The following is a 21,596-nucleotide window of genomic DNA, read 5'->3' as shown; positions in this document are numbered from 1 at the left end:
GCCGCTTGGATTCAAGTTGCTATTGTTATTCGATAACAATGTCTTTAGCTATAAGCACCAGGTCCGTCAGATCGACCTTGCCGTCACTATTGATGTCTGCCCGTTTCGCCTTATCCCAATCTGGGTCTGCAGAACTCTTTCCGTAGTTAGCTGCGACAATAGCCAGATCGCCGATGCTGACTTTGCCATCACCATTCAAATCCTTAGAAGGTTCTGGCACTGTTGTTGTAAACTCCACCTGAGCCGAGGAAGTGGCTGCGCTTATTTCCTGTCCATCGCTATCCCCAAGCGTTGCACGCTTTACAGTAATACGTCCGGTTTGGGGTTCTGTCAGATCCTTAGCCTTAAAGGTAATCTTAGCTACATCAATATCCCCTTTAATCGCACTCCCTGAACCTTGGCTAGCCAGAATCACACGTACAGTGCCTTCTGTATTCTTCGTCTCAAGGATACTCACGCCGTCCACCAACGCATTAGCGGATACATAATCCATTAGTGAAGCGTCGAATTCAATCGTGATATCTTGGGCGTACACCGCCTTTGTAACATTGTGTAGGCCTAACGTTATATCGAAATTCTGACCATAAGGAACGCTTTTCGGAGCAGCTAAACTTGTTGCCACTTCACCTGGAACCTCCCTAGCCACTGTAATCTTACTCACCGCTTTATGTCCTCCGGATACGGTAGTTGCAGTAATATCAGCGGTTCCTGCCTTTAACGCAGTCACGACAGCTTTCCCGCCTTGAACTTGAACAGTCGCAATAGCTTCATCGCTGCTATTCCAGGTCACCTGTTTATTCGTTGCATTCCCCGGTTGAAGTGAAGCACTCAGCGTTTGTGTTTCTCCGGCCTTCATCGAAATTTCAGTTTTATCCAGCTTGATACCGGTTACCGGAACTTCAGGAACGTTATTGCTGTACATAAAATTATCAAACACGGTAACTGAAGGACCGAATACTCTAGCCCCCATTTTCCCAGCGTCTGTTGGGATCTGTGCAATAGCATCATCAAAATAAGTCGTTCCATTGATAATCAGCGCTACATGTTTCCCTTCAAACTTCACTTTTACGGTCGATGTTGTGCCTTTTTTCAATTTGGCGGCCTGAGCATTGCTCAATAAACCGTACGAATCCTGAGCGTTCACCCAGTACCAAGCACCTTGATCAAAGCCTATAGAAGCCCAAGCATCATTATTGACATAGCGCAAAATAACACCCGTTCGTATAACATCACTCTGCGGTGTAATCTTAAACTCGATCTCACCATCTCCAATGCTCGGAGATTGCTGATCGATAAACAGATTATTTACACTGTTGGAGGTGAACTTAACGGCATGCTCACCCGCTTGATCAGGTGCTTCTACAAGCTCCATACGTCCGACACCTTTACCGATGACATGCTCCCAGCCTTCGAGCGAGTTATTCTCAAAGCTCGCTGAATATCTCACAGGCGCTGGAACTTCTACAGGATCCTCTGGGTTAGGAGCGTAGACTTCAAATTCATACATGGAGTAACCATAGGTTCCCACTCGCTTCGTACCTAACATTCGGACATATCTCGCTTGTTCAGTTGGGAATTTGACAATCTCTACTCCGCCAATGCCAGCGTTAGTCGTGTAAACGTCCCGCCAGTTCTCCGCATTATCGGATACTTGAACTTTATAGCCTTTGGCATAAGCACTTTCCCATTTGAAAATAACCTTGCTAATGTCAGTACTTTGGCCTAAATCAACATAGATCCACTCGTTGTCGGTATATTTAGAGGACCAGCGAGAAACACCCGTATCAACCTCATCCACTACAAGACTAGCCGGAAATTGAGGTACTTCGACGGAAGAAGCTACTGCTGTTTTGTGAGCAGCTAAATTGATGGTCCAAGCGGGTGATCCTGCTTCCTCCGCAATTTCTTTTCCTGATAGTACCCGATTAAAAATCTTGAATTCATCCAGTAGTCCAGTGAATGCTTTGGATGAACTGCCGATTATAGCCGCAGGTAGCATTGTCGTTACAGCAACAGAGCCTTTTAGATCTCCATCAATATACAGAGAAGTTCCATTTAGATCTCCTCTGAAGGCAACATGTACCCAGCGCCCAACAGGAATCGCTGTATTAAAGCTGTAATCATAGCCCTCTCGGGTGAATCCGGCATTTGGTGTCCCTTTCTGCTTCAGCTTAATTGCACCATATTCGGATTCCATCAGTATTTTTTCATCTGCTTCTTGTTGATCATTAAGCTTAACCCACGTGGAGACCGTCCAAGGGAAGCCCTTTACTTGAAGCGGTGTTTGAATATGATCTGAAGTCCCTGCAAACCGTACGCCTTTTCCTGTTTTTCCATCATCCACGCGAGTAACGCCAGCTCCTAATGTAGCATCATAGGAATTTCCGGACTGATCAGAGACCGTCTGCGCGCCTTCTTCAAATGGATAATGAACAACAAGATCAGTGGCCGTATTCACTTCATGTAATAAATTCGTTCCAGGACCTTCGCCTAGCATCGCTGACAACTGCTGGAACTCGGTGAATGTGCTGTCCGTGGACTGGCCTCTCCACATCTTTTCTGCAAGGACAGGCATCGCTTTCTTCACACGATCGTGGACGTCCGCCTCACTTACTTTCTTGCCCATCATATCGTTCCAGGCCCCAAACATCGCACCGAGCAGGTTCGGCTCACCTTCCTGCAGCTTCGTATTTCCACCAAAGTTGGTTGGGTCCCAGTTATTAAACAACCACTGAGAATCCAGATAATCATGGTAATATCCAGCCTTCGGTACAATGTAGAGCGTGGAATCCACCGTATTGATAATTTTGAATCCATCTCTCACCGATGCTACCGGATCTTGCCAACCGTTATTCCAGGCGTTTACGGCTATATCCTTATCTACTACCGTGGTACCCGGGAATGCATTCAAGCTGCCCCACATTCTTGATTTCTTTCCCTTGCTCTTTAAGTGTTCGTTCATCGTGTTCAAAAACTCGCGATACTTCTCAAACGTAGTCCGATCATTAGGTGCGAATTCATCGCCTCCAAAATGAACCGTTTCTGAATCAAACCATTCCCCATCTAAATATTCGTCCCATACATCCTTGATGAAATTGACCGTTTCCTGACGTGTAATATCCAGATGATCGACAGGCAAATTATCCTTAACCAGATCTGGTCTAACCTTTGTAAATGAAAGAGCATGGCTGGGGGTATCAATTTCCGGCGTGATGTTAAGCCCCCGTATTTTGGCGATGTCCTGCAATTCACGCATATCCTGTTTCGTGTAGTGTCCATCCTTTGCCGTTAATTCCGGGTACTTGGTACTTTCTAAACGGAAAGCCGTATATTTGTTCCAATGCTCCCGGCTGTTATCCTTAAAAATCTCGTTATCGTTCAGATGGAGCTGGAAATCATTCATTTTGTAGTAGGACATAAATTTGGCGTAATCCTTCAGGAAGTCTATCGTGAAAAACTTGCGTCCTACATCAAGCATAAAACCGCGTTCTCCATACTTAGGAAAATCCTTCGCTACCCCTTTTACAATGCTTGCCTTCTCAGGATCTTGCTCCAAAATTTGTAGTGCCGTTCTTGTTCCATAGAACACACCGGTCTCAGTGTTTGCATGTATTTCCACATAATCTCCTACTTCAAAGTAGTAGCCTTCCTTGCCAATCGATTCATCAGCTGTCTTATCGAGCCTAAGTAGGAAGTCCCCTTTAGAAGCAGGCTTATTTTGGACAATCGGTAAATCGTACCCTGTTAATTCTTTAAGATCCTCTTGAAAGACCTCTGCCGTAGCTGGTAGTTCGCATAAACATTCACTCGTGGGAATTACGATTTTGGAACTGTCCGTCATCTTGAAAGAACCACTTCCCCCAGTCCACTCTTGTAAACTTGGTATCACTTTTGGTTTAGCATTCTCTGCTTCGGCCGCTGCTGCAAATGGTAGTGGAGTAGAGTAAAGCACTAGACAAAAAACTGTAAAGCCGTACAACCATTTTTTCATCTGTCATCCTCCTACTAGTCAAATCATCCCTTTTGAAAAAAACCAGGTACATCATGTTTAGTTACTCACACATGTACCTGGCCTATGATCTTGATTACTCTACAATTTTGCGAGCTACAATAACCAAATCTTCCAATCCGACTTTGCCGTCACCGTTCATATCTGCTTTCTTCGCTTTCTCCCAATCAGGGCTTGCTGAAGTCTTGCCATACTGCGCTGCAACCATCGCCAGATCCCCGATCGTTATTTTACCGTCACCGTTGATGTCGCCTTGCGTTCCTTTCTTACCAATCTCTACGTTTACGGAAGAGATCGCTGCCGAAATTTCTTTACCCTGATCATCTGAAATGATTGCACTCTTAACGGCGATTGCCCCATTTACCGTTTGGTTAACTTCCTTCGCTTTAAAGGTTAATTCGAGGACGTCTGCACTGTTACTAATTCCATTGGTCGCACCTTCACTTGCTACAATAAATCGAAGTTTACCTGGGGTGCTGTTGATTGAATCAATAACGCTTACCCCACTAATTAACGAACGCGCCTCAACGAATTCCATAACATCCGCGGCATACTCTAGGGCGATGTCCTGCGCAAAAATCTTATCAGACAGATTCCGTAGTCCATATTGAACTTTGAACACTTCTCCTGGCTGAACTTGACTTGGCGCTGTCAAAGTAGAGGAAGATTTTAACTCACCGTCTGTTTCTGTTACGATAACCCGACTGGTCGCAGAGAAGCCCCCATCCATTGTCGTTGCCGTAATTACGGTCTCGCCTACCTTTAATCCCTTAACTAAAGCATGACCTTCTTGCTGTTCAACGGTTGCTACAGCTTCATCACTGCTGCTCCAGAGTACTTTTTTATTCGAAGCATTCAGAGGCTCTATCACAGCGTTCAATTCGCCCGTGCTGCCTACTTTAATCTCTAGCTGTTCTTTATCCATAGCGATGCCTGTGACTTTTACCGCTTCTGCCTCATCCTCCGTCTTGAACACATTAAGTTCGGCAGCAGAGGCAAAGGTACCCACGCCTTCTATAGCCTCAAGTCTCAAGTGTGTTGCTTCTACAGCTGTAAAGCGAACAATTTTTGTGGTCTGATCGAGGGGCCATGATCCATCTGCAATTTTTGTGAAATTCGTTCCGTCAACACTCGTGTACAGGTTATAGCTTGTAATCGTTCCATTGGTTCCAGATACTCTAGGTGAATAATTGAATTGATTAATGTTATATTTGCCTCCGAGGTCCAAAGTAATGGATTCCGGTAAGTGTGCCGGGGTCCATTTCGTATGCCAGATTGTAGACATATCTCCATCGAGTGCAAGACTCGCTTCACCTCCAGGCTGGAAGCTACTCGCCATTGCAGTCATTTGCGATTGTGGAATTTGCTTGTTAGGCATATACACATTAATCGTCGAGGTTGCACTTTTTTTACTTCCATCCTTTGCGGTAGCAGTAATGATGGCTGTTCCCGCTTGAAGTGCAGTAACTTTTCCGGCCTGATCCACCGATACAATTTCCGGATGGTCAGAAGTCCAGAGCAGTGTCCGGTCCTGAGCATTTGCTGGTTTTACCTGAGCGCTAACAGTGCTTGACTGTCCTTTGTTCAGATCCATCTTATTTGGCGTTAGTGTAATAGTCGAAACAAGTACACCTTCCTCCGGAACGATCGCACCCTCATCATCGACGCGAATGTTATCGACCACCAGTGTACCGGTTAACTCCTTCTGACTATTCAGCTTGTTTTTGATAATGGCCAGATAGGCATCTTTCGCCCCTTCGGTTGTAAAAGATAGATCCAGCGTGTCGCGTCCTTCTTTCAAATTCTCACTCACCAGATCACGAACTACCCCATTCTCCTTCACTCGAATAGCCACTGTGTACATATCCGTCTCATCTGAATTGTAGTCCATCGTCAGATGGTAACGGTTATCCTCCTTCATTCGGAGCGTGTGAGGCAATGTACGCAGCCATTCACCGGTTGCATCTTCATTCGTTTTAAGCGACCAATTACCATCCAGAACATAAGTCATGATCTGATTGTCGCCTTTTTCAACTAAATGCGTACGAACTGGACCTATTTTAGAATAAACGAAGGGACCCCAGCCCTCATCAACGTTCTCGAAATCCTCGAACAATACAGAATTACCAGCGTCTGTCTTGGTTGGATTCTCCCATACTCTCACATCGTCAAAGGTTACCGTCGAACTTCCATCTTCTACATTCAAATAGAGATTTGCGGTTTCATTAACCGCATCAAAGGTAACCTTAATCCGCTGGAAGTTCGTGCTCACATATTTGTGCTGCTGGGCTAAAAAGCCATGCTCTGTGTTATCCAGTGTATTGACAACCTTGTCAGCCCCTTGCTTCACACCGATTTTCACGGTGCGTTTCCCATCTACTTTCACCCATACTGATGCAGAATACGTCTTGCCCGGTGTAAGTCCGGTGATCTCCTGCTGAATTACTGCATCACCAGGACCCTTCACTTGAAGCTGGTCATCGGCGTTACTGTTCTTCACAAATTTAATGTGATCATCACTTGTGGCTGTGGAAGATTTCTTCCAGCTGCCGAATGTTTGGCTGTCAAAGCCCGGGTCCTTTACCGAACTCCCTTCGCCCCATTCCATTTCCGGCTCTTCAGCAGCTGTTGTCTTATACAGGGCATAACCAATCCCCGGCTGCGCGGTAAGTGTGACTTTACCTCCAGTTACTTCTACACTGCCAACATGCTCACGTCCTAAATCTGTCAGCTTATACAACTGTGCCTTCGTTACATTACTCCATGATTCTGGAAGACTCCAAGTCGTTTGGCCACCCGCTGGATTCCAGTGATAGATTTTATCTTCTGTCTCAGGACTCCATGGAATAAAGACCGTACTGTCACTAATGTTGCTGCTATCTGTCATGATAGCGATTTCACGACCATCCTTACTTAAATGGATCTTACCGTCCTGCTTACGTTCAACTACAACCTTCTTTTCAAAATCGATACGGTTATCGGTCATCTTGATGATCGGGAAATGCTGCATATATTTTGTTGGTAGATTGTGATTGAAGAATGCCGCACTAGTTGATTGGTAGCTGTAGAATGGAGCACTGTTCTGCCAATAACCCACGCCTACCTGCTTATTCCCTTTCAGTAAAGGGGTTGTTAAGAAGCCATCCAGCGATTGATTCCGTAGGAAACGGGTAACCTTGCTGTCGTCACCTTGGTTCGGGTACCCCGGATCTGTTCCCCAGTGAACCCAAGCTGCCTGCTCAAACAGAGGTCCTGCAAATTCTGTACCGAGCATCCAGCCGTTACCATTGATATAATCTGCGAGTTTCTTCGCATTGTAATCGGCACCATCATATACATCTACATATACAAAGGAAAGGTTGTCACCTGTATCGCTTTTCAGCATATCCAGACGTCTTTTCAATTCACCGGACTCCACATCTTTGGTTTTGTTAACATAGAATGTCTGATCCAGCCAGCCCCAGCCTTTACTCAATGGCTGATTCATATTTTCCATTTTGGTACCGAAAGCATCCAGCGCGTATTCTGTTGCGTTAATGTGTACACCGCCACGGATATTGTATTTCTTGCCTTCACTCAAAATATAATTAAAATCCTTCTCTCCACCCTGACGAATACCGATATGGCCGCCGTAATCTGGGTGAGAGTCATCATGACCTTCCGCTTGATATCCTTTGAATAGAATCAGCTGTCCAAAGCCATCCGTGAGATTAGAGATCTTCTTCGCATTATCAAAAGCACGCAAAAACGGAGAGGTTGTAGTAGATCCGATGTTCATGCTGATATAGGAGATATTGTCCCTTATCATTTCACTGCCGGTTGGAGCATCTGTATTCTGACGATATACAATGGCTCCATCTTGCCAGTCAACAACTTTGTCTCCATTCGCATCTGGAGTCAGTACAACCTTAGCCCAAGGCAGTGGCTCCGGATCAAGCACAGTACTTCCACGATAAACCCATGATCCTCCTGATAACGCTGCTTTCTTTGTATGGAGTGCTGTATCATCGCCTACCTTAATACGTACCTTATCAAAGCCATTTACTACATTAGTGATTACACTCGCAGCTAAGACGTCGGAGTTAACGAATGCATATGCACGCCCCCCACTCACGTCTGCTCCTCCCGCCTTAAGGTCGTTAAATTCGTCCTGTACAACGTTCCAGCCCCCAGTTATCCGGACAGCCGTTTCCTGCGCTGTAGGCTGGGTTCCAATTACAGAGACAAGGTCATGATCAGGGAATTCGATCGTTCTTACTTTTTCAGTACCATTCTCTTCAATGCTGGCCACTTTGAACTGAAGAATGTTATCCTGAACCTCCATTTCAACTTTGAGATTCACTTTAATTTCTGGAATCTGAAGCGTGTAGGCTGCAGACTCACCATGAGTGGCATCTGCTGCTTTTTTACTAAAATCAGAAGCGACTATGAAATAGGACTTCTCGTTGATTTTTATCTCATTAAATCCATTTAACTGTCCATACATTTCCGCGCCGCTGTCTAACCATGTGTATTGTTTAACCCGAGGGAACTCTTTATCGATTTCAACCTTCATGGTGTCAGAGCTTAGAGTTTCAGTAATCGTAATCGGCCTCGGTACTGGATCAGTGGATACAATTGGAGTTACCTTCACATCGTCAATCCATAGGGTCTTGTTATTAAACCAGCTGCGTAGTCCAATCTTCCCTGCACTTGTCGATAATGAGGGAAGACTCGTCGTAAGCACGTTATTGCCATCGATCGATAAAGCTACGCTACCTTTCTCATAGCGCAATTTGAGGGTATACTGTTGGTCAGCAGCAAAGGTAAAACCAGGAGCCGTAATATTTCCATACGATTCCGTCCCTCCTTTCATTGCATCCCAGCCCCAAGAACCCGCATCATATTGGATAACATTGTAGTTATTGCTATCGACGAATCGGTAGACCAGTCCAAATCGTGTGGCAGGCTGACTAAATTTTAACTTCACCTCATATTCAGCATTGGCAACCTGAGGTGAATCTTGGTCTGCTAAAATAACAACCCCTTGTGTCACCGCCTTAACAGCACCTTGATCCGCCGAAAAAGTAGTGGTCCCCTTAGCTGCAGCCCATCCGTCGATGTTGCCATCATTGTAATCTCTGAAATACACGTCCGATTCTTGAGCCGCGAATACGGCTGCCGATGGCAAGCCAAGCTGTACCCCTAGCAACAACGTCAATAGCAAGCTAACCGCTTTGTAACGTTTTCTCATCTCAACGACCTCTTTTCACTTAAATATAAGTAGAATGAACATTATCAATTCACATATTTCCTTTAATTGTATGTTTTTGACATCACAAGGACATAATGTGCCCTCCTTCCATAAGAAGGTGCGTCATTATATGTTTTTTTGTATTACTTGGAATTTAACAATCGCTTGATAACAACGGCTGACTCGGCTCTTGTGGCAGATTCTTTGGGTGCAAAAGTAGTCTGAGTTCTACCTTTCATTAATCCTGATTTCAAGGCAAACCCCACCGACGCTTTAGCCCACGGGCTTATTTTACTATCATCTTTAAATGCAGTAGTGGAATCTGAGGCCATACTATCGACCTTTACGCCGGAAGCATAAGCTTTCGCACGCATCAGCATCGTCGTCATTTCCTCACGGGTAATGCTTTTTTCCGGGGCAAACTTCGTCTTCGACAAACCACTAATAATTCCGGCTGCATAAGCTTTCTTTACCGTATCTTCGTACCAAACTCCTGATTTCACATCCGTAAACGGATTACTTCCAGAACCTTCTGTAAGATCTAATGCTCTGGCTATAAGAGCTGCGAATTGTGCGCGAGTGATGTTATTATTCGGGGCAAAGCTGTCGGCATCCATGCCTTCAACAATTCCTTTAGTGACCATTTCCATGATATCTTGCTTCGCCCAATGTGAGACGATGTCGCTGAAAATCTTGGTGAATGTTGAGGATTGATTCGGGGTAAATTCCTGATCTTTCAGATTACGATCAAGAACCTTTAATGCGGTCCATTTTACTGCAGTTGTACCAGCCCTTTTAGCTTTAAAGGTAATCGTGGCAATGTCCAAATTACCCTTTTCACCATTCACATTTCCGATCTTGGTATGGGCTATCGTAATTTCATTGTTTTTAACGATTGGAGATACAGAAAAGCCTTTGATCTTCGTTTCTGCTTTTACAATCTCAAGCACTTTCGGGTCAAAATTAAATTTAGCTTCATATGCGTATAAGTCTTGAATATCTTTCCCCTTTAATGTAACGGTGAACGTAGAATTAGCAGATTCAGTAGCTGATGTCTGCATCTCGAAGTCAGAGACTTTTTCAGCATGGACTGTACTCAACCACATGGAAGAACATAACGTACAGATTAGTGCGAATGTGAATCGTTTGCGTCTCATAAGAACATCCCTTCACCCGTGAATTTTAACTCCCCCCTATCATATGGATTTTGAAATCGGATACACATGATTTATTTTGTTCAACATTGATTATTTTTGTTATTCATTCTCTCTGCGATAAGCTAAAGGACTAATCCCTGTGATTTTTTTGAAAATACGACTGAAATGTTCTGGATTCACGTATCCTACTTGCTCAGATACCTCGTATATTTTCATTCCGCTTTCCAGCGCCTTTTTAGCCTTCTCGATTCGCAGATTCGTCAGAAACTGAATGAAATTAACACCTATTTCTTTGGAAAATTGTTTGCTTAAATAGCTCTCGCTTACACCGACAATCTGACTAATATTCGACAAATGGACATCTTCGTTAAAGTTTTTCTCTATGAGCTCTTTCGTTTTAGCAACAACAGGGCTAAGAAAGCATTCCTTGGGTTGATCTTTCGGATGCAGCTTTTGATGCAGATGTTCCAAGAACAGTCGGCACCAATGCACCGTATTCTCCCAGGTTTCCTGCTTATAAATATGATCCGTGATGGGATAAGGCAGCTTATCATGAAGTTTTTCCCAAGAAACGCCTTTTTGATAAATTAATGCACTTGCCTCCCAAGTCATATCGACTACATCTGATTTGATAAGCTCAGGTGAACAAGGGTATCGCTGAATCAACAAGCTACAGCAGTGTTCATAGACCTCCTGCCATTTCATTAAATCCGGATCACTTAATGACTTCAGCATTTCGGTTCTAGCCAAATACCATGCTTCTTTCCAGTCACTTTCCTTAATAGATGGACGCCTTTCAGCTTCCGGATAATATAATCGATTGTACCCCTGGTAGAAACTCAACCCTGCTAATCGTTCAGCTTGGCGGAATAATCGGTTCCACTGCTGATGACCATCCACAATATCACTGATTCCCATAGAAAGCTTCAAATTAATGAATTGCTTTAATCTCATGCTCACCTCAGACAAGATTATGTCTGTCAATCTACGAATGGCGATGATGCTGCATTGCTCTGGAAAAGAGAAGAACAAAACATAATGCCTGTCATCATATCTGCATACTTTGCAGATCCCTTCACTTCTACTTCGATTCGTTACCGTTCGTATCGTCTGCATAATCATACGGTGTGAATCTTCAAATTGAACGGTATCTGATAACCTAAGAAGCGCAACCTCCAGATTTTTTTCCCCCATATGCTTTCGAACAAGCTCCAACGAAGGTGTTATATCATCATCTGTCACTTCTAAAGAATCCGATAGGCAAAGTCGATGCAGAACGGAACAGATCGAAGCTTCTACGTCCTCTAAGGTTGATACTGTCTTTGAGGAGCTTTGCCGCCGCTTCAATTCATCCACAGTCTTAGTCAGTACCGGTGCAATATAAGTTTCATCTAACTTGGCTTTAACAATGTAATCAAAGGCGCCGAGCACAAAGGAATCTCTTACAAAAGAATAATCTCCGTATGCGCTAAGCATGATGGTTAACGGTTGATTCGAAAAAGTAGTGTTATTCAGTGCTTCGAGTAGCTCTACTCCATTCATATTTGGCATTTGAATATCCGCCAGAACTAGATCCACATCCTGATGGATTTTCAGCATATTTAATGCCTCCTTACCATCTCCTGCTTCCCCTGCAATCTCAAAATCGGTCGAAGCAATGGATATATACTCCCGGAGGGCTAACCTAGCTAATGGTTCATCATCAACAATGAGAGCTTTAAATTTCATCATAAATCCCTCCATAATTGATCTATAGGATTACCTCAAAGCCTCAACCGCTATCTCCCAATCATCATTCAATTTTTCTTGAATATCGGACACCTCAGCACCTGAAAAAATTTCTTGTGCAGCCTTCTTTTCATCAAACTGTATGGCATTTTTTACTTTTTCAAACTTCTCATCGATCCCCAGGTACATAAACGGCTCAAAGGGGTGCTTCTCTTGAACATTGTTGAAGAACGGCAGGAATGATTCAATATTGATCACTGTCGATGAATTTTGCGAATAATTAATATACACTTGGTAAACATCCCGGCTAAATACCCACTCCAAAAATGCTTTAACTTCTTCCGTATTTTTGGAATTTTTATTGATCGCCATATATTGATCTGGCATAGTGATTGCCTGCAAACGCTCTGAAGTTGTCTCTCTCCAGGGCAATGTGAACGCATCTAAATCTTTATCATCCTTCATTTTGGATAAATGATCTCTAAGGTACCACTGACCGAGTGCAAGCATAGCCGCTTTATTATTTTGAAACAGCAGCGTTGCCTGATCCACACCAATATTGAGTGCATCGGGCCCTGCTAGTTCATTCTCTGCTATTTTCTTAATCATCACTGCTGCTTTCTCGAAAGGAGAACCTTTTCCGAAAGGGCGTTTTGTCTGTGCGATTGAAGATAAATAATTCTCATCCTTGGATAGTAGAGGTGGTCCGAACTCAGTGAAAGGATAAAACGTCCAATTCTCTTTCCCGCCAATCGCAATCGGAATATATTTGCCATGCGCTTTAATCTTCATCATCACATCCATAAATTCATCCATCGTTTGCGGAATCTCTACGCCGGCCTCTTGAAAGATACTTGGATGGTAATAGACATATTCAGAGAAGGATACAAGTGGTAGACCAAGAATGGAATGATCTAATCTAGCGGGATATTTATTGTTTTTTGCTGCGGTTAATCCATCCAGTGGAAGAAGTACTGCTTTGTAAGTGAGTAGGTCATCTGGCTTCAGGTAAAAAATATCCGGCAAATCATTGGCTGCTAAACGAACCTTTAAATACTGACCGCTATTATCGGGAATTGTCTCTACTTCAACCGTTACATTAGGCTTAATTTTAGAGTAGTCTCTTACCTTTTCCGTCCAAAATTTGATATCTGTCTTCGCTTCCCACATGCCGAATTTTATTTTAATCGGTTGATCCAGATTCACCTTTCCCTGTTGTTGCTCTATTGCCCCTCCTTTGGGACTGAACTTACTTAAAGAGAAGAAGCCACCTACAAAAATAAGAGAAATGATCCCTATTAAAGACACACGGAGTATTATTTTCACTTCTATTAATCACAGCCTTCGAAAAAAGTTTATACCATCATACCTCCTCTGAAGTTACACATGAATGATGTTTTCCCTCTGGACTATGATCTTTTATGATCCTCCGCAGCATTTTGCTTCATCCTCCCTCCCCTAACAACTGATCCTGCATCTCTTCCTCCGGCGTGTCGATCAACGGTAGTCTTATCGATACTATCGTTCCCTGAGGTTTATTCTTCTCGTACTTTAAACCGTAACGCCTCCCGTAATGTAGCTGAATTCGCTTATTAACGTTACTGTTTCCCATACCACTGAAAGAATGCTGATGGCGTATACCATCGCTGTCATATTCCTGAGCATCCATATCCAACATGCCTACACCATTATCAGCTATAGTTATAAGAAGATCTTCCGCTTGTTTGCTCACTATGATTTCGATGATACCAGGATAGTCAACATTCTTTAGTCCATGAATAATACTGTTTTCTAAAATAGGTTGTAGTAGCAATTTCAATATATAATAACCTGCTAAATCCTCATCTACTTCCCATCTCGTTTGAATCGGTCTACCAAAACGAATCTCCATAATATACAAATAATTCTTTAAATGATCTATTTCCTCATCAATCGTAGTCAGAATTCCACCTCGATTAAAAGAAGAAGCCAACAGACGAGTTAGCGCATGTGTCATATTCCGTATGTTATCTGCTTTACTGATTAAAGCCATAAACTTGATTGAATTGAGCGTATTTATTAAAAAGTGTGGATTGATCTGCGACTGAAGTGCTGCAAACTCCGCCTTTCGCTTCTCCACCTCTTGCCTTTCATGATGGTAGAGCAGATCCTGAATACGTTCCGTCATGTGATTAAAAGAATGCCCAAGCTTAATTAGCTCCAGGCTGCCGGTTCTCATAAATTTAGCGTTTAAATCACCTTCAGTAACCAGATCCATTTGCCGGAGAAGCTCATTTAACGGCTTAGTAACATTAGATACAAAGTAAAATGAAACAAGAATAAATGCTAAGATGATCATCAATGCAAACACCCATACGATATAATTCACACTAAGGTAATTGGCTGTTAGATCAGCATATGGAATAGACTGTACAAGCCACCATCCAGTCTGATCAATCTTGGCGTAGGTTATCAAATTTCTATCTTCACCATTAACATCCACAACGTACCCTTTTTCCTGCGGACCACGATTTGCGAACCAGTGCATTTGGAATCCCCCCCCTCTAGAGGCAAGGGTATTGGATGAGATAATTTGACCTTCCTCTGTGACGATAAAAAGGCTGGATTCCGTATTATCACGTGACTGCAAAATATGATCAAAGGCACTACTCTCAAACGTAAAAAGAATCATTTCTAGCTGGGATAAAGGATTGATTACACTTGGAGATAGGGCAGCAACCATATTGTAAGGATTGTAGTTACCATATAAAATATTGGGCATCATCCCCAGAAAATGAACGCTATCGGGATTATTTAGCACCTGCCCATACCACGTTTTTTGGCGAAAATAAGAATCATCCAAATTCAAATTCTTTAAGTACGAATAGGATTGATGGTCTTTAAATAGGAAGTTCACCGACAGTACTCGTCCTGAGATGGATGCCGTGTACTTCTCTATTAAGACCTTTAGCTCATAGTAAGCCTGCTGTTTCTCGACTCCACTCTTACGATTAATTTCATAAAGCTTTGCCATCACATCCCTGTCCATACCGATGGAAGCAAATAGTCCCGTCAACCTCCTTATTTCCTGACTAACGGAATAGGAGATCGCTTGAGCCGTTTGCTGAGATCGTGATGTATTTTGCTGAAGAATATCTCGCTTATAAATATTTAGAATAATGATGGAGAATAAGATGATCGGCAGAATGACTACCAGTATAAAAAAAAGCCTTAATGTGCTAGACATCCGCCAATTTTTTCTCATAAGTTCCCTCCCCTTTAAAAGATAACTTATAAACGCTTACTTCTACCTCACCATGAATATTGAACAACATATTCCCTTAAATTTGTGCTACTTCCTGCATGGCGACAAAAGTACTCAGAATATTACACATTCAAATTTACTTCACAAATAAATCCGAGTTTATTTTCATCTTTCGACATCGCTTACGAGCTGATTCAAAATGAAAAAGAGCCGACACTATTGTAGAAAGTTCTACTTTAGGATCAGCTCTTTTAGTTCGGTCAATCGTCTTTTCAAACCGCTTGAGAATTAAGGATATGTTAAAAGGGAAGACTCACTTCAAACAATATTCATTTGCATAAAATAATTTAATTTGATAGTATAACTGACGAACGTTCGTTAATATCGAGGTGATTTTTTTTGAAAAGTAAAGAAATTAAAGACATTGCTTTGAAATGTTTCACAACTCATGGTTATGAGGGGGCTTCTTTGTCTCAAATTGCTGAGCAAGTCGGGATGAAAAAACAATCTCTTTATGCCCATTTCAAAGGGAAGGATGATCTTTTTCTGCAAGTTCTACAAGATGCCAAAGAGACAGAAATCTCATCCAAACTACAATATTTGAGTAAGGTAGGGACTCATAATCCTAAAACAGATTTATTAGGATATCTGCAATTGGTCATTGATATGTTTCAAAAGAACGAGCAGTTAAAGTTTTGGCTGCGTATCTCTTTTTTTCCACCGCCCCATCTTGCTACAGCGATTGATGAAGAAGTAATCGACACAGAGAAAAAGATTCAACCCGTACTTGAAAGTAAATTCCAAGCTTGGATCGATGCCAAAGTCATCATGGAAGATGCTGCCTCCATCCCAACGCTTGCCTTTTTAGGTGTAGTTGATTCGATCATGCTAGAGCTTGTGTATGGCAATAATGAAATCCGTTTAAATGAAAAACTAAATGCCTCATGGACCGTATTTTGGAGAGGTATTTCACAGCTTTGATTCTACAAAGAGAGGTATTACTTCATGAAGAAACCATTGAAAGAACAAAAAACAGTCTTACTCATTTTGCTAAGTAATATATTCATTGTTTTTCTAGGCGTTGGGTTGATCGTCCCTGTTATGCCATCCTTTATGAACATTATGCATTTGTCAGGTAAAACGATGGGGTATCTTGTAGCAGCATTTGCATTCGCGCAATTACTCATGTCTCCTCTGGCAGGGCGTTGGATTGACACTTACGGCAGAAAAAAAATGATCGTTATCGGCTTAGTGCTCTTCAGTGCATCGGAATTAATCTTTGGTTTAGGCACACATGTATCCGTTCTTTATATCGCCAGAATTCTTGGAGGGATTGCTGGTGCATTCATTATGCCTGCCGTCACAGCCTATGTTGCGGACATCACCTCAGTAGAGGAAAGACCTAAGGCAATGGGTTATGTTTCTGCCGCCATTAGTATCGGTTTTATTATTGGCCCAGGAATCGGAGGATTTATTACTGAACTAGGTATACGTGCTCCATTCTATTTTGCTGCTGGCTTCGCCTTAATCACTTGTATTTCGTCGATATTTATTCTGAAAGAGCCACTATCCAAAGAGCAGCTTTTGGAAATCAGTAAACTTAAAAAAGACACCAACTTTATCAGTGATCTGAAACGCTCGTTTCATCCAGCATATATTATTGCGTTTATAATAGTGTTTGTCCTCGCCTTTGGCTTATCGGCATATGAAACTGTGTTTAGCCTGTTTTCTGATCATAAATTTGGCTTCACTCCACGGGATATTGCAACCATCATTACAATAAGCTCAATCTTCGGGGTGGTTGTTCAGGTCTTTTTATTCGGTAAAATGGTAGATAAGCTCGGTGAAAAAAAGCTCATTCAACTCTGCTTAATTGCTGGCGTAGCCTTAGCTGTAGCCTCCACCATAATCAATAACTATTTAACTGTTCTGCTAGTAACCTGCTTCATCTTTCTCGCATTTGACCTACTCCGTCCAGCACTAACGACCTATTTATCAAAAACGGCTGAAAAAGAGCAAGGCTTTGTCGCTGGCATGAACTCAACCTATACTAGCCTTGGTAATATCATCGGACCTGCATTAGGCGGAGTATTATTTGATGTAAACATCAACTATCCATATCTCTTTGCGGCTGTCATTATGTTTATTGGTCTTGTAATTACGATGGTATGGAAAGAAAAACAAGCTACTAATGGCTTGGTAAACTAAGGTAAGGAACAACTGCGAATAGTAAGATTTACAAAATAAAAACAGCTCGCCCTCTATGGGGACACGAGCTGCTCAGGCTGTCGAGAATGTCTCGACAGCTTTCTTTATATCTAATCATTTACAGTCTTCACCACGTATTTTATCCTCGTTCCCACTGCTTGTACATTAAATATACAAAAAACGGAGCCCCTAACCATCACTTCATGACCAGTACCTTTGATTTCAATTTGCTTGAGAATAATTCTTCAACCTAGAATGGATTGATCACATGGAAAAAGACGTTAGGCGACGCCATACGGTAATAATAGCTGCACCAGCCTGCACCTTTGTCGGTGAAACGGTTCGTCGTGCTATACAGCAATCGTTCCTGCTCCAGCTCCTCGATCCGTTCGAGCTTTCCGTCCGCATATTCTAACAGCCTCATGCTCGCTGTATCCAGCCGGCTTACAACGCCGCCGTAACGAATATCGAGCACCTCCCAGCCGAACGGTTTGAACATCGATAGCCATTGCTTCCGGTGTGCGGCGCGAAGATTTTGCACACCCAGCGAAATTTCGGGCAAAACATCCTCTGCAATCCGCCTAAGCACTGCCTTGTCTCCACTGTCATAAGCCCGCTTCAGCTCAAGACCGATTTCGCTCTTCTGCTTCAACACCGCACATAGCTTTTGTGGCACCTCAAACAAATAATCTAGCTCTGCCTCAGCTTTTCTGCGGCTTGCAATTTCGCCTTCCGCCCATGCATAATGAGCCGCCATATCTAGCCCATCAATCTGTTTGTCGAACAGCCCCAACAGTACATCCTGATACAACAGAAACTTAGACGGATTGCTCTGCTTCTGATTATTTGGTGCAGCTCCCGGTGTCTCGTCCAAATACTTCAGCCCCATGTAAGCGTCCGCCTCGATGCCGGTGCAGAACCGAACGCGCTCGGCCAGCGCCTTGTCAGTCGGCGTCGACGAAGAATAAGCATGCTCCGCATAAAACTGCAAGCCGAGCAAAGCGATGTACGGATTGCTCTCCATTCCGTCGTCACCCCACATCGTCGCATAAACTTCCCGGATGCCTTCCTTCTTGCATACCGTCAGCGCTGCATCGGTCGCCGGCAAGGATAGCCCGTAATTGACGCCGAACGTATTGAATACCCACACAGCACCCGCAAAAATAAGATTATTACCGAGCGGCCGGTGTTTGGCGATCAATGTTTCGTAGTCCTTCTCCTCGACGTGGTTATAGTCCCAGTAAACCATATCTATGTCCTTAGGAATGCGGCTCGACATGTCCTCTGATATTTGCGTCTCATGGCCATAATAATCTTCACCGTTAGCTGAAGCCAGCTTCAGGAACATATCGCTCCACATCATCGGTTTCAACCCTAAGCGTCGAGTTACTGCGAGCACCCGCTCCAGATGGCCTGTCATAATATCAAAACGGTTCATATGTCCATTGCGATCCAAAAATTTACCGCGTCCAAGCTCTTCCGCTTCATCCATGCCGATGTGGATTTTCCGGCTGCGGAACGGCGCGCTAATGCTGACAATCATATTTTCGACCAGACGATCGGTCTTCTCCGCTCCAACTAGCAACGCGCCTTTTGTATCTTTATATTCCTTTACCGGCTCCCATTTCAAAAACTCCTCCAAATGAGCCAGTGTTTGAATGCTCGGGAACGCTTCAATGCCGAATTGATCGGCGTAATCGTCGATTTCCTTCAACTCCGCCGCCGAGTAACGGCCGCGCATATAGCCGAAATAAGGCTCGTCTTCTATCTCGTAAGTGTCTTCCAAATAGAGCATGACGCTATTCAAGCCCATCAGCGCCATTTTACGCAGCATAAACTTGAAGCTTTCAACGGTTAGCACTCCATTGCGCGATAAATCAAACATCGGACCGATCACATCGAATTGTTGTTGCTCTGTAATTTGAAAGCTCTCTCCGCCCCTAATCTTCTGAATCAACAGTCCCAAGCCTCGAAAAAATTGATGTTTAGCGCCGTAACGAATATAAGCGCTTTTACCATCATAACCCACTTCCAGTTCTCCTGAAGACGGTTCTATTAAAACGGGAATTCCATCCTCCGACCATTCTGACTTAAGTTCGGCAAGCAGCAACCGAAGTCCTGATTGAAGCTCGCTCAATTCTCCTATAAAATGTAACTTCACTATCAATCCCTCCACAATAATGAAATATATATAAAATTACACCAAAAACTCGATCAAGGTGTTAACCTTTGACCGAGCCTGCTACCATGCCTTTCATAATTTGCTCTTGGAAGATCAAAAAGATGAGAATGGTTGGTATTGCAGCAATAAACATCGCGCCCATCGTTAAGCTGTAGTCCGTTCCGAATCCATCGGAGAAGAGCGACAAGCTGAGGGGCAGCGTCTTCAACGCTTGAGAATTAATAAAGACGAGCGCGAAGGAGAAATCATTCCAAAACCTCAAAAATGCAAGAATTGTAATCGTAGCGACGATCGGCAGGGACAATGGGAAAATGATGCGTCCGAAGATTCCCCACCAGCCGTTGCCGTCGATCATCGCCGCTTCCTCTACTTCTCTCGGAATGGATACGATGTAGGACATTCCAAGGAAGATCGCAATTGGTAATTCAAATGCCGTATACGGTAGGATGAGTGACCAGTACGTATTAAGCATCCCGAGCTTGTTCATGAAAATAAACAATGGAACGAGTGTGCTATGAATTGGAATGAGCATGCCTAGCAAGAACAATCCTTTTATAACGCCACTCAACTTGAATGGGAACCGAGCAAGTACATAAGCTGCAAGCATACCGAGCACAATGGTCAGCAGCAGTGCTGAGAGGGTAACAATTGTGGAGTTGAGCACCGCCCGGCCCATATTTCCGAGATCCCATGCCCGGGTTATATTGTCGAACTGCCAATGCTGCGGCCAGGAATAGGGACGATTGAAAAATTCCTGATTCGACTTGAATGCACTTATTCCTAACCAGTATAGCGGATACAATGTAATTATGGCATAAAATAACAGGATGATTTTCGCAATTCCGGAAATCGGCTTACGCCACAGAGAGCCTCTCATCTTCTCCGACCGAGCGTCTATCATTGCTTGCATAGCGATTCACTCCTTCATCGGCCGGGCTAACATTAGCCGACCGCCCATTAGCCGCGTCTCTTCGTGATGATATGATTTAGGCCAATGAGCACGGCGCTAATCAGAATAATCATTGTGGATACCGCAGAGCCGTAGCCGTAACGGTATACCGTAAAGGTGTTATTGTACATATATGTGGCGAGCAATTCTGTCGATTGTGCAGGACCGCCGCGCGTCATGACGATAACATGGTCGAATGCCTTCAAACTTCCAGATATGCACAGTACGATGGTTACAACAACTGTTCCCCAAATTATCGGGAGCGTCACGAAAAATAGCTTTCTCCAGGCTACCGCCCCGTCGATCTTCGCAGCATCTTCAATTTCTGAAGAGATATTTTGGAGTGCAGCGATGAAAATGATAAGATACGGGCCGATATTCGCCCAGTTAATCGGGATCGATACGGCAAACATATTGATTTTAGGGTCGTCTAGCCAAGGCCGGCGCCAAGATTCCAGTCCCAGCGTCTCCAATAATTGATTCAGCAAACCGATTTGCGGGTGATAAATATAGCCCCAGATGAGACCGACGACGACTGTAGACAGCACCATCGGGAGAAATACAGCGGAGCGCATCAACCGATTGAACATCGTGTTCTTGAGCAAGAACAATGACAGCAGCAATGCGACCGATACTTGACCTATTACTGCCGAGACAACAAGGATCAGGTTGTTTTTCAGTGCTCTCCAGAATACTGGATCCTCTAGTATCATTCGATAATTATCCAACCCGATAAGCTTAGCAGCACCGAGTCCCTTCCACTCAAAGAAACCGTAGTAAGCTGACCAAAAAATCGGGACGATCGCAAAGATAATAAAGATGAGTAGTGCAGGAAGCAGCGCCATGATGACGAAGCTTCTGCTGCGCAATGATGCAGGCATGGCGA

General features: G+C 43.6%; 11 protein-coding genes. 2 read left to right on the top strand and 9 right to left on the bottom strand.

What is annotated here, in order from left to right; all coding sequences use genetic code 11:
* Positions 1–25: 25 nt before the first annotated feature.
* The 6 genes from H70737_RS29730 to H70737_RS09150 all read right to left on the bottom strand — a co-directional run bounded on the left by H70737_RS29730 (position 26) and on the right by H70737_RS09150 (position 15,371).
* Positions 26–3,991, bottom strand: a complete 3,966-nt coding sequence (locus H70737_RS29730) for a family 20 glycosylhydrolase (RefSeq protein ID WP_052404221.1) — start codon at positions 3,989–3,991, stop codon at positions 26–28.
* A 94-nt stretch (positions 3,992–4,085) separates the two neighbouring features.
* Complete coding sequence (locus tag H70737_RS09170; RefSeq protein WP_042186588.1) at positions 4,086–9,242, bottom strand: endo-alpha-N-acetylgalactosaminidase family protein; 5,157 nt, start codon at positions 9,240–9,242, stop codon at positions 4,086–4,088.
* Between the two features lie 143 nt (positions 9,243–9,385).
* A complete protein-coding gene (locus H70737_RS29725; RefSeq protein WP_052404220.1) occupies positions 9,386–10,399 on the bottom strand; it encodes an S-layer homology domain-containing protein in 1,014 nt (337 codons plus the stop codon).
* A gap of 99 nt (positions 10,400–10,498) precedes the next feature.
* The gene (locus tag H70737_RS09160) at positions 10,499–12,130 is read right to left on the bottom strand and encodes a response regulator transcription factor (RefSeq protein WP_179085719.1); all 1,632 of its coding nucleotides are present in this window, start codon (positions 12,128–12,130) and stop codon (positions 10,499–10,501) included.
* 27 nt (positions 12,131–12,157) lie between these two features.
* A complete protein-coding gene (locus H70737_RS09155; RefSeq protein WP_143759572.1) occupies positions 12,158–13,453 on the bottom strand; it encodes an ABC transporter substrate-binding protein in 1,296 nt (431 codons plus the stop codon).
* A 118-nt stretch (positions 13,454–13,571) separates the two neighbouring features.
* Entirely contained in the window at positions 13,572–15,371 is a 1,800-nt protein-coding gene (locus H70737_RS09150) for a cache domain-containing sensor histidine kinase (RefSeq protein WP_042186582.1), read from the bottom strand.
* A gap of 399 nt (positions 15,372–15,770) precedes the next feature.
* Here H70737_RS09150 and H70737_RS09145 point away from each other — a divergent pair, with 399 nt between their 5' ends.
* Positions 15,771–16,352 carry a TetR/AcrR family transcriptional regulator gene (locus H70737_RS09145; RefSeq protein WP_042186580.1) on the top strand — a complete coding sequence of 194 codons (582 nt, stop codon included), beginning with the start codon at positions 15,771–15,773 and terminating at the stop codon, positions 16,350–16,352.
* Between the two features lie 24 nt (positions 16,353–16,376).
* Complete coding sequence (locus H70737_RS09140) at positions 16,377–17,579, top strand: MFS transporter (RefSeq protein WP_042186578.1); 1,203 nt, start codon at positions 16,377–16,379, stop codon at positions 17,577–17,579.
* Between the two features lie 250 nt (positions 17,580–17,829).
* Here H70737_RS09140 and H70737_RS09135 read toward each other — a convergent pair whose 3' ends face one another.
* From H70737_RS09135 to H70737_RS09125, 3 genes are all read right to left on the bottom strand, one after another.
* Positions 17,830–19,740: a beta-N-acetylhexosaminidase gene (locus H70737_RS09135; RefSeq protein WP_042186576.1), complete on the bottom strand. Its 1,911-nt coding sequence runs from the start codon at positions 19,738–19,740 to the stop codon at positions 17,830–17,832.
* Between the two features lie 61 nt (positions 19,741–19,801).
* The gene (locus H70737_RS09130; RefSeq protein ID WP_042193549.1) at positions 19,802–20,662 is read right to left on the bottom strand and encodes a carbohydrate ABC transporter permease; all 861 of its coding nucleotides are present in this window, start codon (positions 20,660–20,662) and stop codon (positions 19,802–19,804) included.
* Between the two features lie 56 nt (positions 20,663–20,718).
* Positions 20,719–21,591, bottom strand: coding sequence for a carbohydrate ABC transporter permease (locus H70737_RS09125; RefSeq protein ID WP_042186574.1), 873 nt, complete (start codon positions 21,589–21,591; stop codon positions 20,719–20,721).
* Positions 21,592–21,596: the final 5 nt, after the last annotated feature.

Origin of the sequence: Paenibacillus sp. FSL H7-0737, from assembly GCF_000758545.1 — a bacterium.
In the GTDB taxonomy this organism is placed as follows: Bacteria; Bacillota; Bacilli; order Paenibacillales; family Paenibacillaceae; genus Paenibacillus_AQ.
Note: the sequence above shows the minus strand (reverse complement) of the source record. Positions and strands in the feature narration are given on the sequence as shown.